This window comes from Tunturibacter psychrotolerans (genome assembly GCF_040359615.1).
Taxonomy (GTDB): Bacteria; Acidobacteriota; Terriglobia; order Terriglobales; family Acidobacteriaceae; genus Edaphobacter; species Edaphobacter psychrotolerans.
The window spans coordinates 2345249-2360791 of record NZ_CP132942.1 but is presented as its reverse complement, the minus strand read 5'-3'; the positions used below and the strand labels follow the sequence as shown (position 1 = coordinate 2360791).

The 15543-nt window shown below is 54.1% G+C and carries 12 protein-coding genes; 4 read left to right on the top strand and 8 right to left on the bottom strand.

All coding sequences use genetic code 11. The annotated features are described in order from the left end of the window. Positions 1-111 precede the first annotated feature (111 nt). Positions 112-1974, bottom strand: a complete 1863-nt coding sequence (locus RBB77_RS09810; protein ID WP_353066922.1) for a glycoside hydrolase family 15 protein — start codon at positions 1972-1974, stop codon at positions 112-114. A gap of 431 nt (positions 1975-2405) precedes the next feature. Here RBB77_RS09810 and RBB77_RS09805 point away from each other — a divergent pair, with 431 nt between their 5' ends. Then, complete coding sequence (locus RBB77_RS09805; protein ID WP_313899506.1) at positions 2406-3086, top strand: MarC family protein; 681 nt, start codon at positions 2406-2408, stop codon at positions 3084-3086. A gap of 272 nt (positions 3087-3358) precedes the next feature. On the opposite strand, the gene RBB77_RS09800 is transcribed toward RBB77_RS09805, so the two are convergent. After that, positions 3359-4090: an MIP/aquaporin family protein gene (locus tag RBB77_RS09800; protein WP_353066919.1), complete on the bottom strand. Its 732-nt coding sequence runs from the start codon at positions 4088-4090 to the stop codon at positions 3359-3361. Positions 4091-4508: 418 nt separating this feature from the next. Here RBB77_RS09800 and RBB77_RS09795 point away from each other — a divergent pair, with 418 nt between their 5' ends. The 3 genes from RBB77_RS09795 (at position 4509) to RBB77_RS09785 (ending at position 8039) form a co-directional block, all read left to right on the top strand. After that, entirely contained in the window at positions 4509-5444 is a 936-nt protein-coding gene (locus RBB77_RS09795) for a hypothetical protein (protein WP_353066917.1), read from the top strand. A gap of 12 nt (positions 5445-5456) precedes the next feature. Further along, a complete protein-coding gene (locus tag RBB77_RS09790) occupies positions 5457-6527 on the top strand; it encodes a DUF4331 family protein (protein ID WP_353066915.1) in 1071 nt (356 codons plus the stop codon). Between the two features lie 348 nt (positions 6528-6875). Further along, positions 6876-8039 (top strand): outer membrane beta-barrel protein, encoded by a 1164-nt coding sequence (locus RBB77_RS09785; protein WP_353066913.1) that lies wholly within the window; start codon positions 6876-6878, stop codon positions 8037-8039. Between the two features lie 92 nt (positions 8040-8131). On the opposite strand, the gene RBB77_RS09780 is transcribed toward RBB77_RS09785, so the two are convergent. From RBB77_RS09780 to RBB77_RS09755, 6 genes are all read right to left on the bottom strand, one after another. Beyond that, positions 8132-8725 carry an MBL fold metallo-hydrolase gene (locus RBB77_RS09780; protein ID WP_353066911.1) on the bottom strand — a complete coding sequence of 198 codons (594 nt, stop codon included), beginning with the start codon at positions 8723-8725 and terminating at the stop codon, positions 8132-8134. Positions 8726-8730: 5 nt separating this feature from the next. After that, positions 8731-9129, bottom strand: coding sequence for a hypothetical protein (locus RBB77_RS09775; RefSeq protein WP_353066909.1), 399 nt, complete (start codon positions 9127-9129; stop codon positions 8731-8733). A 130-nt stretch (positions 9130-9259) separates the two neighbouring features. Beyond that, positions 9260-11950, bottom strand: coding sequence for an MGH1-like glycoside hydrolase domain-containing protein (locus tag RBB77_RS09770; protein ID WP_353066907.1), 2691 nt, complete (start codon positions 11948-11950; stop codon positions 9260-9262). After that, positions 11947-12978 carry a VOC family protein gene (locus RBB77_RS09765; protein ID WP_353066905.1) on the bottom strand — a complete coding sequence of 344 codons (1032 nt, stop codon included), beginning with the start codon at positions 12976-12978 and terminating at the stop codon, positions 11947-11949. The genes RBB77_RS09770 and RBB77_RS09765 overlap by 4 nt, the downstream gene beginning before the upstream one ends. Then, positions 12975-14579: a GMC family oxidoreductase gene (locus RBB77_RS09760; protein WP_353066903.1), complete on the bottom strand. Its 1605-nt coding sequence runs from the start codon at positions 14577-14579 to the stop codon at positions 12975-12977. Before RBB77_RS09760 ends, RBB77_RS09765 begins: the two co-directional genes overlap by 4 nt. Before the next feature lie 40 nt (positions 14580-14619). Further along, positions 14620-15489, bottom strand: a complete 870-nt coding sequence (locus RBB77_RS09755) for an MIP/aquaporin family protein (RefSeq protein ID WP_353066902.1) — start codon at positions 15487-15489, stop codon at positions 14620-14622. Positions 15490-15543 lie beyond the last annotated feature (54 nt).

Sequence of the window (15543 nt, the reverse complement as noted above, 5' to 3'; positions counted from 1 at the left end):
CAGTTCTTCAGGTTTAAACCTAAAGACCAGGGCGTGCTACGAATTTGAAAAAGGTACTACGCTTCATGGTCAGTAATCCGCGCTTTATCCGTCGAACAAGTCCCGCGCTCACTACTGTGCCATGGCGGAGGTTCTGATCGTGATATCGTGATCATCCTCAGACGCTCCATTCTCACGCTGAAAGATCGCCCAGGCGGCATTTATCAGTCCGATGTGGCTGAACGCCTGCGGAAAATTGCCTAAGAGTTCCTTCGTATCTGGAAGGATCTCTTCCGAGAGCAAACCAACGTCATTGGCAAAGCCGATGGCCTTGGCGAAGGTCTCCTTCGCTCGATCTAACTGACCTGACATCGCTTGTGCCTGTGCAAGCCAGAAGGTGCAGAGAAGAAAAGAACCTTCCTTACCAGACAAGCCATCTTGCGCAACGTAGCGAAAGACAAGACCATGCTGGTCCGTGAGATGTGCGACAGTTGCGTCGATGGTGGAGAGAACTCTCGCATCGTCCGCCGGCAGAAAACCGACGATGGGAATCATCAAAGAGGACGCATCCAGGTCGTCTGTCCCAAATGCTTGCGAGAAAGATCCGACTTTTTGGCTCCAACCTTGCGAAAGTATCGCTCCGCGAATCTCCTCTCGAGTCTGTCGCCAAGAAGACACGCTATCTGCAGCTTGCAAGAGTTCGGCCATTTGAATGCCTCTATCCAGAGCAACCCAGCACATCAGCTTGGAATAGAGAAAGTGTCGCGGTTCACCGCGAATTTCCCAAATTCCCTGATCCTTTTGCTGCCAGCGTGAGGCCGCTGCGTCTACGATACTGACCAGAAATTCGCGGGTGAGCTCGTCCAGATCGTTAAGATGTTGCCTTAGCAAAAAGACAGCCTCCATCAATTCACCATAGACGTCCAACTGGCGCTGGTTCCATGCGCCATTGCCTATGCGTACCGGGCTGCTATCGCGCCATCCGCGCATTTGAGGAAGCGTCCGCTCGGTGAGGTCGTGCTCACCACGTATTCCAAACATGATCTGTAAATCCGCGCCTTTGCGGACCTGCGTCAGGGCTGCTTCCGCAAGGAAATTGAAGAACTTCAATGCTTCATCCGGACACGCCGCAACCCACAGAGCCTCGAGCGTAAAGCTGGCATCTCGAACCCAGGTGAAGCGATAGTCCCAGTTTCGGTCTCCACCAACCGATTCCGGCAAAGAGGTCGTGGGCGCCGCAACAATGGCCCCTGTTGGAAAGTACGTAAGAGCCTGGAGCACACGACCACTATGAGCGACGAGTTCCTTCCAGGGCCCCTGATAATTTTGGTGCAACTGAGACCAAGTCTGCCAGCCCTCCACCGTATCGGACGAGTGATCAGCAATCTCCGTCTGGCTCCACGAAGACAGAGGTTCGTCGAGAATCGAGCGATGTTGTAAGGAAAAGTGAAGGGCTTGACCTGAGTTGAGCGTGAACTCGGTGCGCGCAGCGCTCTCCACTATCTCCAAATCGAGAGGTGTGGAAAGGAGAAACATGCTCGATCCCCCACGGCTTTCCAATCCTCCGCTGACGCGCTTCAAAAGCGGAAGCACAAGCCCGTATTCTGGCCGTGGGGAGTATTCAAAGTCGACATGTACGTGACCGTCCATGCAAACAATTGAGCGTAACAAAGCGTGTGGGGATCGACGGCCAAGATCGTGTCCTCGCTCGCCCATTCCAAGGGCCATTGCATCTGTAACAACTACCGTTCCTGATTTCACGACGAATGTTGTCTCTAAAACCATCGCTTCTTTCACATACTTCCGACTTATCTGCACAATTTCCCTTGGACAGATGCACCAGTGTCCGCAGTCCGTATCAAGGAGCTGACCGAAGACAGACTGAGAATCGAAGTCCGGCATACACAACCAATCGATTGAACAGTGCAAGCTCACGAGAGCAGAGGAACGGCAATCGGACAAGAGGGCGTATTCAGCGATCGGTGTACTTTGCAAGTGAATGCCTCCCAATTAATAAGAGCGGTTGGCCTGCAAGCCTGATCATTGGGCATCACCGACCACTTACGTACTCACAGCTATCTGATACCCGTTTTAGGGATCGTGGTAGGCAATCTCTTCAGGCTATCGCCTAGAGATTTCTCTAGGTGGGACTTGCGATCCTATAGAAAAGTACAGTCCAGGAGCTGCAGTCTGTGGGCTGTCTTTGTAGCGGTCTCTTCGACGATGATCACACAGTTAGGTCAGATTGGCTCGAACCCCTTGAAAGTTTTCGTCGGAACGTTGTCGGCAACTCCAGCGTGTATGTTCCCAACGAAGAGATCAGTGAAAGGGCTTGGAGGATCTGGCCGGGCCTAGGTGAGGACTGCCGTCGCACTGGTTCATTTGCGATGCGAAGCGATCTTAAAGGTGTCCCAGAGGGTGCAAACGTGTTGTTCTCAAGGTCTTTTATTCTCGCGCTGACTGCTCTTCTCCCGCTCATTAATCCAATTGGATCTGCGCTAGTCTTCCTTGGATTAGTGAGGGACGAGCCTGCAGCGGTCTATCGCCAATTGGCGCGAAAGATTGCGTTCTCGACGTTTGGATTTCTCATCGTCATCGAGTTTTTGGGTTCCTTACTCCTCGCCTTCTTTGGTATATCCCTTCCCGTTGTTCAGGTCACAGGGGGGATCGTCATTGCAGCAACGGCATGGGCACTGCTGTTCGAGAAGGACGCCAACGCATCAAACCGTGCGAAACATCAAGAAATCGAGGGAAGCGCGCCCACAGAACATGAAGATCTGAATGACAAGATCTTCTATCCCTTCACCTTCCCCATCACGGCCGGGCCAGGGACTCTGGTAGTAACAATCACGCTCAGTGCGCACGCTACAGCTAGCAGCCTGATTGAAAAGGGCGAAGCTTATGGTGGGATTGCCCTAGCCGCAGCGGTTCTGAGCGCATCGGTCTACCTCTGTTATGGCTATGCACCGAAGCTGATTAAGGCAGTCTCGCCGGCCACCGTACATGGCATTTTGCGCGTCATGGCCTTCATCCTGATGTGCATTGGTGTGCAGATTGCTTGGAACGGCATGTCCCTCTTGGGGATGGTGCTGCCAATGCATCACTGACCCGATGTGTCATGTGTCTAAACGAGGTCGCACCCTGTTTGTAGATTAAACAGTCGCGATTGTCGGTACGATCGGCATCTTCCGATGGAGAGAATAATCTTCTTACACAGAACAAAAGCACCAATCACTTCTGGCGACGCTGAGAGCTGCTCATTTCTCTTCCGTCATCATCGAGCAGCTCTCGCATATCTTAAGGGGCCAGCAGTCTGATCGGAGGCCGGCGCATGTCATCTCCATGTGTCAGCACATAGGCCGACAGCAGAGCGTGAACGCTACCTTTCATGCTCGAGACGTGCAAATCGGCATGGAAACGGGCAGGTTGAGTGCATATCGTGGAACACCTTCGCACAATAAATTCGGCTCGGTCCAAAGGTGCGGATGTAAATACCTGCGGCCGCTAACATTCCGAGACAAGGAGCGATGAAGTATATCCAGATCCCCCACCAGATCCAGGCAAAGATCGCCGATGAGAGGGTTCTAGCGGGATTTACGCTGAAGCCCGAGATGGAGGAGCATATAGCAAAATAAAAGACAGTGACCGCGGCAACAAAGAGCGGACTAAAGCGTGCCAGGGTCCGATGGTTCGTGGCAAAGAGCACGACACACATTAGCAACGCGGACAACAGAAACTCCGCGATGAAGGCGGCTGCCCGCCCGTAGCTTCCTGGTACGGTAACAACATAGTGAACTGGGTCGGATGATAGAGAAAGCCCAAGTAATTGACGGGCAAGGAACACCCCGCACAGAGCTCCTGAAAAATGAGCCGCGACGTACGAAAGAGCATCCCAACGGTGCATTCGACCAAGCCAGAGGTAGGTCAGACTAATCGCGGGATTGAAATGCGCTCCTGAACGTCTGCCAAACGGTGATCGAACGATAAGCAATGTCGCCCCTGCAACACCCACTCCCATAATCGCAGCGTTTTCGGCCCGCGAGAGAGCAAAGCGCGCCATGGGAGACGTATTGCAATAGAGAATTGTCCCGAAGAGACAGATGCAGAACATCAGTGCACCCGTTCCCGAAAACTCCGTCAAGTACTCGCGCCAATGTGTCCTAACTGCCTCTCCGAGCGAGGCAGACGGAGACAGAGCGGTTATTTGAAAGCCTGGGGATGACATGGATCGATCGCCACTGGTGCATGGGGCACAGTTGAAGAGCTGAAGGCAATCCTTGAAGGACTGCTTGTCGCCCTCCATCGCCGTACTTAGAGTGCAGCAATCAAAGCCGACGAAGCACTAGAGAAAAATACAGGTATGTCCCTATGGAATGGGTAGATGCCTGACTCTCCTGCAGAGCGAAGAATACTAGTTGAACAAGCGATGTTGCCTAGTTTCGGTGCGCCATGGGCCTGGTCAGGCTCGGACGTAGGAGGCGCTGCTGGGGCGTCAACAGCTGCAAACTCCAGCTTCAAAGGAGACAACAATGAAACGAGCAAGCATGAATTTCGAAACGACGACCGTGACACGCCGTACGATGTTGGGCGGTGTTCTTGCCAGCGCCGTGGCTTCCATGGTGCCGTCGAAGGTGCTGGCCGAAGTCGTCGGCGTGTCCGCAGACGGTAATGAATACGCTCCCAAATCAAACAAAGCTAACCTGTACGCATTTCCCGGAGTACAACCGGAAACAACCGTGATCGCGGCCACATGGCCGCTCCGTCTGAATCGATTTGACTGGAGCGCGCAAAAGGAATCGCAGGTCACGATCCACTCGGGAGCGCGGAGGTGGGACGTAGAGTTGCCTGGCGGCGCGGCGGATACTGCAGTGTTGGAACAGCATGGATGTCGAATCTTTGCAGGCAGCGTCACGACACAGCCTGGAGTAGACGGTGTCGTTCTCAAGGCAGTGATCGTCGAAGTGCCAAAGAAGGCGGTGGCCGGCTCAGGAGCGATGGATATATGGGCTGAGCGAGTGTTGCATACGGGACAGCGGCAGCGAGTCGGATCGCCGTTCATCGCCGCCCTTCTCGTGGAAGACGACGGCTTGGCGAGGTCGTATCACAACATCTCTCCCTCGCACGATCGCGCGATGCTCATGGAAGACGTTGTCAAGGCGATTGCAGCGAAGGGGCGCAAGAGCGGAATGGCAGGCGATCCGGATGCTTACGCCCGACGGGTGGCCTCGCGGCTGCTACCCGACGTGCTGCACTACGATCCACAGTGGCCTTCCGGTTTTACGTTCGCTGCTCAAAACGGCCGGCACCCGGAGGAAGTTTCCGACCTGGTCGTGGATACCATTCTCAGCGGATCACCCGCTCCGGGGTCGCCAAAGGCAGACATTCGCCTTCAAAAGTCGTTCCCATTCTTCCCACGGCACGACTCCGCCGCCTATACCTTTCGATCTTCCGCACTCACTTCATGAAAGAGGTTACGTATGTCGCATCATTTCGATACAAAACTTGCGAAAGAGGATCCAAGCCTAAACGTCTGCGATTTCTATCTCTTCGAGGGCGCACCCGGTCACACGGTGATGGCTATGACAGTCAATCCGGATGCAGGTCTGTCTGTGCCAGATGTTCTCCATAAAGAAGGCCTATACGCCTTTCGGTTCGACCTGAATGGTGACTCGCACGAGGACGTGACGTTCAACCTCCAGTTCGGTGATGCTCGTCACGCCGATGGTGAAGAGCACACCCACATTCAGAGTTACAAGGTTCGCAGAGCAACGGGCAAAGATGCCGCTCGCAGTGCCGCGGGTGAAGTCCTGATTGAGGGTGAGACCGAGAAGGTCGAGACCAAGAATGGTGTTCGTGCCTATGTTGGGTTGGCGCCAGATCTATTCGCTGGCGACGCTGTTGCCATCATCGGCTGGATCAAGACGTACTACAAAGAAAAGCGGTATGACGCCAGCCACTTCCAAAATCGGAAAAATTTCTTCGGTCACCGGAACGTCACTGCAATCGTTCTAGAGGTTCCAAACGAGCTCATCGGAAAGGGCAAAGTACATGCGTGGGCCACATCGTCGCTATATGGGCATGCGCCGGAAATGCAGGTACAGCGGTGGGGACTGCCGTTGTACACCCACATCTTCCTGACCGATCCTTCAAAGCCAGAACTGATCGACAAGTTCAACGCCGCAGGACCAGCCGAGGACATTGCGAACTACGCCGGCGTGACCGCTGAGTTCGCCGAAAACATGTCGACCTATGCAGGGTCGGTGGTCAATCCATCCGAATACGGGAAGCAGGTCGTAGCCCGCCTTCTTCCCTGCGCCCTTCCTTATGAACTCGGCACAGAAGCTGCATTCGATCAGGCAGCTTTCAACGGTCGGCCATTGGGTGATGACGTCATGGACATCATGCTGCAGTTGGCATCGAACACTCCACTTGCAGATGGCGTCGCCCCAGACCTCAGCCGCACCCGGAAGGAATTCCCCTACTTCGGTGCCGCCTACACGAAGGAAGAACAAGTCGGAGTCGTTCCCGTTCCGCGTCCCACCAAATAGAGCAACTCTTTGTCGCAATGCGCGTAGCACGGACATCGGTGCTTACTGCAGCGGGAAAGGTCGAAGGGGCCGGGGTTTCCGGTCCCTTTTCACTTTTGCCAACGGATTGCGGGACAAAGGTTCAAGGCCCTCACACCTCCAATCGACTCAACCCCAATCGGACGCACTGAAGGCGTCCTCCTCGATCCCATGCAAGCCTCGCAGCCGTACGCCGGTTTGAAAAAAACCACTGCAATGATGATGAATAAACACCTAATAATCCGGGCCCAGGCCTTAGCTATCTTTCTCCTGATGTGGTGTGCAATATGCTCCGCGCAAACTCCCTCTGAACCCAAAGGAATGGGGCAGATGACCGGGCGTGACGACTCTGGCGCGGATCGGAAAACCTATACCCTCGGCAGGTACCCAGAAGATCAGAAGCCGTTGTTGGGTCGGGATGCCCTTTCCGACTGGGGACAGAAACACAGGGTTCGTTCATTTGGATGGCTGGATGGTGGATTCACTTCGGTTAGCAACGCCAGCGGGCTTGTGGTCGAAGCCCCGATACCGAATCGCTTCAGTAACCAGTTCATGCTCGACGCTGCGTGGCTAGTTTTGGAACGATCGACCACCAAGAGACTCTCGTGGGGATTTCGAACCGATTTTTACGCAGGTTCCGACGCTGCTCTCCTGCGCTCGCAGAACCATTTTGGACCGACCGGCCCGCGATGGGGTACCGAATTCCGCCAAGCTTACATTAAACTGCACACGCCGATTCTGTTTCGGGAAGGGATCGATTGGACCGCCGGAAAAATCAACATTCCCACGGGTGTCGAGACGACGCTTTCACCCTACAACCAGCTCTATTCCCGCGGCTATTTCTGGACGCATGATGGTTCGAGTGGAACCGCGCTATTTGCAACCGCCCACACTAACTCGCAAACCGATATCGTCCTAGGAACGACGATGGGCTACAACACATCCTTCATTCTTCGCGGGCGCGCTCCCAGCTATCTGGCCAAACTTATTTATCATCCGACGACCGAGAGGAAACAACAATATCTTGTAACCGTCTATACGGGGCCGAAGCCTCTAGCTGCGGCATCAAACCACGTTGGGACCTGGCAGACACTTGCTGAACTGCAGGCGCGCGAGGTATGGGCCCCTCGTTTCAATCAGGCTTTCGAGGTTGGGTACTTTTCTGATCCGCATGACCCGGCCAACCGAGGACACAACTCGGGGAGCCGGGATGTGTTCGTTATCTCGTCTTATGAACTGAATCGGATTGCCGCGTTGCAGACGCGGTTGGAATGGTTTGCCGATCCTCACGGAGCAAGAGCCGCGGTTCCGGGCACCTACGGAGAAGCAACCGCGGGTATTACGCTGCGCCCCAAACCGTGGTTCGAGTTTCGCCCTGAGATCAGGGGAGACTTTTCCGGGCAGCATTCGTTTGGAGCCGCAGACTCGCCTATCCGGCATCGCAACGAATTGAGCGCTGGGTTCGAGCTGCTTCTCAAGGGCCGAATCTTTTGACGAGCATGCAGGACACACGCGACGCGCTCAATGAGAGATAGTGAAACGACTATCTTCTGCTTGGGATCCGCTCTGCGCTTTCAGGATCGCGTTCACTTATCGTTGCTTGGTTCTCCGATAAAGTTGAGCGGTAGGAACGTAAAATCTTGTTGTGACATCCGTATATGGCCGACGCCAGGAAACGGTAAATGGGAGCCGGCGATCAGATCCCTCTGAGAGCCAACCTCTTTTAGCATCTTGAAACGTTCCGCTCGGGCTTGTGTCGGATCACTATCGAACAGGATTGTTGTTTGGGGCGTGGTGAGTTGCACCTCGGCCACGTGAACGATGTCACCCCAAAATAGAATTCGAGCACCGTCGCTCTCCAGAGCGAACATGGTATGCCCGGGTGTGTGACCGGCAGCGCTTATCGCACGCAGGCCAGGCAATAGCTCCTCTCCACCGTGGAACCACTTGAAGTGGGCCGCGTCGATGTAAGGCTGTATCGCTTTACGGGTCTCGACGATGTTGTTTTCGACGAACTTGGCCTGTTGGTCTGACGGATGCCTGGCGGCGCTATCCAACGCCCGCTTCTCGTTCTCCGGATTCAACCAGTAGTCTGCCTCTCTGTCATCGGCATGGAGGACCGCGTTAGGAAACGCTCTTATCCCATTGCTAGTCAATCCGCCCTCATGGTCGATATGCATATGCGTCAGGAAGATGTCGTCGACCTGATCTGGTTCGTACCCAGACGCCCGAAGATTCGCCTAAGATGATTGAGTGTTGGACCAAGGGTAAGTCCGGCACCCGTATCGATCAGAACGAGCCTGCTACCGAGAAGGAAGCAGTTTACCAAGGTGGCATAAGGCTCCTTGATGAAGGACGCGGTGAGTGTGTGGTCCACAAGCGCCGGGGTGGTGTGGGTAAGCAGTTGATCCATCGGCAGTGGTACGGTCCCATCCGACAAAACCGTGACCTCCACTTCTCCCACTGTAATTCGATAAAAGCCGGGAGCTTGAAAGCCAACCTTTTTTGCCGATCCGTGCATATCTGGACTCGCCATTCCTGTGACCGCGATCAATCCAATTGCGAAGACGTTTCCGAATCTCATCTCAAGAGCCTCCAATACTAACTGTGTAGATAAATTTGTGGACTCCGCCCAACCGAGCACAGGATGATCTGTCGAACTTTAAAGTGGATTCGACTTGGTCTCGCGTCATCGAGAGGCGCACGCAGTGGCACTATCTGTGCGTGCTCGCGACAGGTTTTTGGCCACCGCTTTGTTGCAAGAGTTTAGCCACGAGCCCGGTCCACCCGGTCTGATGACTTGCGCCCACACCCGACCCGTGGTCACCATGAAAGTACTCAAAGAAGAGCAGAAGATCTTTCCAATGTGGGTCGCGTTGAAATTTCTCTATGGACCCATAGACTGGACGCCGGCCGGCTTCATTCTTCAAAAAGATGGCGCTCAGACGGTTTGATAGCTCAACCGAGACTTGCGCGAGAGTCATCAGCGTGCCGGAGCCGGTGGGGCACTCCACTTTGAAGCTGTCACCGTAATAGAAGTGGTATTTCTGCAGCGACTCAATGATGAGATAGTTCATGGGGAACCAAATCGGACCCCGCCAGTTGGAATTGCCACCGAATAGTCCAGAAGTGGACTCAGCGGGTTCATAGTCGACTCGATACTCTGTGTCACCGACGTGCTTGATGTACGGGGATTCGAGGTGAGTCCGTGACAATGCTCGCACTCCATATGGGGATAGAAATTCGTTTTCGTCCAACATAAAGCGAAGAATTGCGCGAAGGCGCTCTTCGTCGATGATTGATAGGAGGAGACGATCATTTTGGCCGCCATGCATACGCGCGACATTTGAAGTGAGATCAGGCCGATTCTTGACGAACCAGTTGAGTCGGCGCGTAAAGTCTGGCATCCTGTCAAGATCGGCCGATTCCAAAGTGTCCACGGCGAACAAGGGCGTCAGACCCACCAGAGATCTCACCTTCATCCGTTCCCAATCACCACTCTTCGAGTACAAGACGTCGTAGAAGAAACCGTCTTCACTATCCCAAAGCCCCTTTCCGTCGACGCAGATATGAGTCATTGCGTGGGCGATGTAGAGGAAGTGCTCCCAGAACTTGCTGGCTACGTCTTCGTAGGCAGGATTGTACCGCGCCAACTCAGAAGCGATGGTAAGCATGTTGAGGGTGTACATGGCCATCCAGCTCGTGCCGTCGGACTGTTCGATCAAACCAGCCACCGGAAGCGGGGAGCTTCGATCAAAGACTCCAATATTGTCGAGGCCGAGGAATCCTCCTTCAAAGACGTTCAGACCATCGGCGTCCTTCTGATTTACCCACCAGGTAAAGTTCAGCAGGAGTTTGTGAAATGCAGACTCAAGGAAGTTAAGATCACCTGAGCCTCTGCGTCGTTCTTCGATTCGATATACCCTCCACACAGCCCAGGCATGCACCGGCGGGTTCACATCTCCGAAAGCCCATTCATAAGCGGGTAGCTGCCCGTTCGGGTGCATGTACCACTCGCGCAACATCAGCGATAGTTGGCTCTTCGCGAAATCCGCATCGACGATCGAAAGCGCAATGCAATGAAATGCGAGATCCCAGGCCGCGAACCACGGGTATTCCCATTTGTCTGGCATCGAGAGGACATCTGCGTTGTAGAGATGACCCCAACTGGAGTTGCGACCTGTATTTCGCTCGGATGGAGGAGGCGGCTGCTTCGGATCGCCTTCCAGCCACTCTTTGATGACGTAGTGATAGAACTGTTTGGACCACAACAGGCCCGCAAGGGACTGACGCATGACATTTCGTTCGTCATCATTGAGTTCTGCAGGGATGATAGCTGCATAGTAATCGTCGGCTTCTGAGACTCGCGCTTGAAAGATCGCGTCGAAGCCATTGAACGCGTCGGTCAGGCCATCGCCTTTGGTTAGTCGGAGACGCAAAACCGCTGATTGTCCGCCCTGGAGGCTCACTTTATAACGCGCGGCGGCTTTGCTGCCGCAATTCTCCGGATTGACAGCCTGCATCCGTCCGCTAACGACAACATCATTGATGCCATCTTTGGTGAATGAACGGTTTGAAGAACCGTATAAGCGTTCGTAGTTTGTCTCATTCTCGGTAAACAACAGATCTGGACTGCCTTCAAAAGACAACCCATAGGAATCGAACTCAGCCTTCATTGCAAGGAATTGAGATCGCCCTGACTTGTTCTTCACGACTCTGATCTGAGGTACCTCCTCACCTCCATTCCAAGACCACGTATTCCGGAACCAGAGCGTGGGGAGCACATCGAGAGATGCTGCATCGGTTCCGCGATTGGTTATCGTAATCCGAATCGCTATGTCGTCGACATCCGCTTTCGCGTATTCCACTTGAACGTCAAAGTATCGGTCCTCGTCAAAGACACCAGTGTCAAGCAATTCGAATTCGGGCTCATGCTTTCCACGCCGAGCGTTCTCGCTCACAAGTTCGTTGTATGGGAATGCACTTTGCGGATATTTGTAGAGAAACTTCATGTAGGAATGCGTTGGGGTCGAATCGACATAGAAGTAATACTCCTTCACGTCTTCGCCATGATTTCCCTCGCTGCCAGTCAAACCGAATAGCCGCTCCTTCACAATCGGATCATGGCCATTCCAAAGGGCCAGTGCGAAGCAAAGGTTTTGGTGGTTGTCGCAGATTCCGCCTAGACCGTCTTCATTCCAACGGTATGCTCGTGATCGTGCGTGATCGTGCGGAAACGAGTCCCAGGCGGTTCCATTGACGCTATAGTCTTCACGCACTGTTCCCCATGCACGTTCACTGAGGTAGGGTCCCCACCGTTTCCAGTGCTTTTCTTTCCGCCTTGACTGCTCTAAACGGGTTTGTTCGGGGTTGTCTACTTCCGCACTCTTCTTTTCATTGATCATTGTTTGACAGGCTCCATATGAGCGCCCCGCTTGATCAATTCCAGTAGATGGCCGTCAGGATCTTTAACCCACACGGCTTCCTGATCAGTTCCGTCACGGGCAGGTAATTTGATCCAGTGTGTGCGTGAAAGGTCTTCAATCGCGTTGACAGATTCTGGCCCCGGTGCGACCTCCAACGGGATTTGCCAGCGAGCGACATCGGTTACGCGAAGGTTGGAAGGGATCGGACGGCCGGAGGTCGGAGTTACGTAATCAAGAAGCTCTACTCCGATACCTGATTCGGTACGAAGGCTGGTGATGAGAACATGGGCGTTGAACACCCCGCTGAGATGCTCTTGTTGCTCTCCGTAGTTCTCGCTGCTTCCAGTGACTCGGAAATGAAGACCGTCGCGATAAAAAGCGACGCTCCTCTCAGTGTCAGAAACGGCAATCGCAGTATGGTCTATACCCAAGAATGTCTTCGTTGACGGCTTTTGCCACTTCGGCTGTCCCTTACCGGATGGAAAATGGATCAGCTCCAGATAGTGTCCATCCGGATCGCGAAAATAAAATGCCGATATGCCTCCCGCATCTTTGTTCCATGCCGGTAGGGTTTGAGGAACGTTCGAGACAAAGCTAACGTGCGCTACTTTAAGTCGGTCATAAGCCTCATTCATGTTTGAGACCACGATGGCTACATGCTCGAACCAGAGATCATTCGCGCGTGAATCACCAGCAAACGGTTTGCCTATCGGCGAACTGTACTCTGTGATGTCCAGGCATTCGTCGCCAAGTGAAAGCTTCGCAGTCCTGGCCTTCGTTTCGAGCGACATGGCAGGCGCGAGCCGCGCTGAACTCGACGAGTCCTCCATCTTCACAAGCTGAAAGTCGAGCACCTTTGTGTAGAACCTGACTGCGCGATCGAGTGAGACCGTCGAGATCGAGGGACAACCTACGCTGGTCACACGAAGCGACGCCCTGGCGCGCCCACCGCTGACGACCACAATGCAAACAACTAGCCAACGCAATGTCAGAAATAAGTGCTTCATGCCTGCAACGCCTTTGACACTTCCTTGCGCGCATGCATTCGCTCTAACAAATGATCGCCAACACGCAGCGCGTTTGCAACGATGGTCAAGGCAGGATTTACCGCCCCACTCGAAGGGAAAAAGCTCCCATCGACTACATAAAGATTGTCGACGTCGTGAGCCTTGCAATTGATGTCTAGTGCGCTCGTCAGCGGATCATGGCCGAAGCGCACGGTACCATTCTGGTGGGCAACCCCAGCAAGGGGAATTTGCTGGCCGATAAAGATGTTCCTATCGAATAGTCCCTGATGGCATCCAGACCCATGAAGCTCGCACGAGGTGATCTTCATCATCTTCGACAACTGATGCTTCAGCCGCTTATGGGCCTCCAGGTTGTTCGGCGTATAGCTTAGAACGATCTCGCCCGCACGGTTGATCGTGACTCGATTCTCCGGGTCGGGCAGGTCTTCCGACGTAAGCCAGAAGTCGAGTGAGTGTTTCGCCATCAACTCGAGACTCCAGCCAGGAGCAATCGCCGGCGCTCCCGCCTTGAGTGTGTCGAGATCCAGTTTTCCGACAAATGAGATGTGTCCCATCGGATACTCCCACTCACTCGACGCCTGATAGAAATCGTTGACCGAGAGCGTCTTCTGAAAAGTCGTAGGATTGGGGCAGAGCGAGAGAGCCATGACCACCGAGTTGGTGTGCCCCATGTAGTGCCGACCAACGACGCCTGAGCGGTTTGCCAGGCCGTTTGGATGATCGTTATTCGCCGATCGCAGCAATAGAGCGGCCGAGTTGATCGCTCCGCAAGAGACGACGACAACATCTGCCGACATCTCCACTTGCTCCCCATCGTGCTCAAACAGGACGCCAGTAATCTCCTTACCCGATGCGCCTGTCTTGAGAGAAGCGACCTTTGCTTTGGTCAAGAGCGTGACATTGTCGTACATCCGAAGTGTCGGCTCAATGCACATCATCTCGGCATCGGATTTTGCATGGATCAGGCAAGGAAATCCATCACATGTGTTGCATCGAATGCAGCGACTCGTGCGCCGGTGTTGCTCGTCGAGGCGCACGCCTAAGGGCGTATGGAACGGATGGAGGCCCATGGACGAGAAATCGGCACTCAATCTCTCGAGCCGTTCCTCATGTGAAATAGCGGGAAAGGGATAGGGGCCGGTGGTCGGCGGATCTGTAGGATCGACGCCGCGTTCACCACGAACCTCGAACAGATCCTCGGCCTCATCATAGTAGGATTCGAGATCTTTGTACGAAATGGGCCACGCGGGCGATACTCCCGCCTCATGTCGGATCTCTCCAAAATCGACTTCGCGCAACCGAAAGAGAGCCGCACCAAAGAATTTTGTGTTTCCACCAACGTTGTAGTTGGTATGAGGTTCAAGGACCTCCCCGTCTTTCGTGCGCCATTTCTCCTTGGCGAGATAGTGTCCCTTGAGGTTGACCTCCAGAGAGCTCCAGTTTTCCTTCTCACGCGGAACATAGTCGCCGCGTTCAAGAATGAGAATCTTCATTCCTGAGGGCGCGAGGCGTTTGGCCAGCGTAGCTCCGCCTGCACCTGTACCGATAATGATGATGTCGTAACGCGTTTGATGTGCCATGATTCTCCCTTTGGGATGCGTGGTTAGAGCCGACTCCGGATCACAAACGAGACGTGGATGACTCCGGTTGTGCAAGCCTTTGAAAACGGCAGCGAAATGGACAAGGACTATGAAGGTCGTGATAGATCTTGGCGCAGAGGACGGCATGTGGGTCGGAGAAGAGAACATAAAGTGAGGCCGCGAGAAGCATACCCAACAGTGGAGCTGTAAGGTAAAGCCACATCGCGGTCCACACGCCGGCGAAGAGCGCCGAAGATATGGTTCGAGCGGGATTGAGACTAAAACCGGACACCGGGGAGAATGCAATCACATACGTCGCTACCAAAAGTCCAACCAGCAACCAGGTGATGCGTGAAAGACGCGGACGATTGGAGCTCTGAAGCACCACCGTCATCGTAAGCAGCCCCATAAAGAACTCGGCCAGAAAGGCAAGAGGCACGCCGTACTGTCCAGGGACTGTGACGACATAGCGTACTGACGGGGAGGCGAGCTGGGGGCCGATTAGAATCCTCGCAACAACTACCCCAAATGCCCCTCCTACAAACTGAGAAGTTATATAGAGAAGCGCGTCCAAGCGGTGCATCTTCCCTAGGCAGAAGAAAGTCAAAGACACCACAGGATTAAAATGCGCTCCGGATCGACGCCCCATCGGAGAGAGAATGATCGCGATCGCAGTACCGCCCATCGCGATGCCCATGAGAACGAGACGAAGCGCAGCGGATGGCATCCACAAAACGACTCGGGATTCGGAATAGAACAGCAGCGTACCGAAAGCGCAAGCCGAAAGCATGAAAGCCGCCAGTTCCAAGCCTTCGAACAAATACTCGGGCCAATGCAACGCGATGGCGTCTGCCAAGGTGGCCGACGGGGAAAGTTCCCGCACGGGATACGTTGCTTGTTCGTTCTGCACGATGGCCCTACCCTCTTCTTTTGAAGGAACTGGGGTTAATGCCTGCTGAACCCC

Bases quoted from the DNA above. Each gene is read 5' to 3' on its own strand.
- RBB77_RS09800 (WP_353066919.1), bottom strand. From the start codon at position 4,090: ATGTTCTGCATCTGTCTCTTCGGGACAATTCTCTATTGCAATACGTCT.
- RBB77_RS09795 (WP_353066917.1), top strand. From the start codon at position 4,509: ATGAAACGAGCAAGCATGAATTTCGAAACGACGACCGTGACACGCCGT.
- RBB77_RS09790 (WP_353066915.1), top strand. From the start codon at position 5,457: ATGTCGCATCATTTCGATACAAAACTTGCGAAAGAGGATCCAAGCCTA.
- RBB77_RS09785 (WP_353066913.1), top strand. From the start codon at position 6,876: ATGACCGGGCGTGACGACTCTGGCGCGGATCGGAAAACCTATACCCTC.
- RBB77_RS09780 (WP_353066911.1), bottom strand. From the start codon at position 8,725: ATGCATATCGACCATGAGGGCGGATTGACTAGCAATGGGATAAGAGCG.
- RBB77_RS09775 (WP_353066909.1), bottom strand. From the start codon at position 9,129: ATGAGATTCGGAAACGTCTTCGCAATTGGATTGATCGCGGTCACAGGA.
- RBB77_RS09770 (WP_353066907.1), bottom strand. From the start codon at position 11,950: ATGATCAATGAAAAGAAGAGTGCGGAAGTAGACAACCCCGAACAAACC.
- RBB77_RS09765 (WP_353066905.1), bottom strand. From the start codon at position 12,978: ATGAAGCACTTATTTCTGACATTGCGTTGGCTAGTTGTTTGCATTGTG.
- RBB77_RS09760 (WP_353066903.1), bottom strand. From the start codon at position 14,579: ATGGCACATCAAACGCGTTACGACATCATCATTATCGGTACAGGTGCA.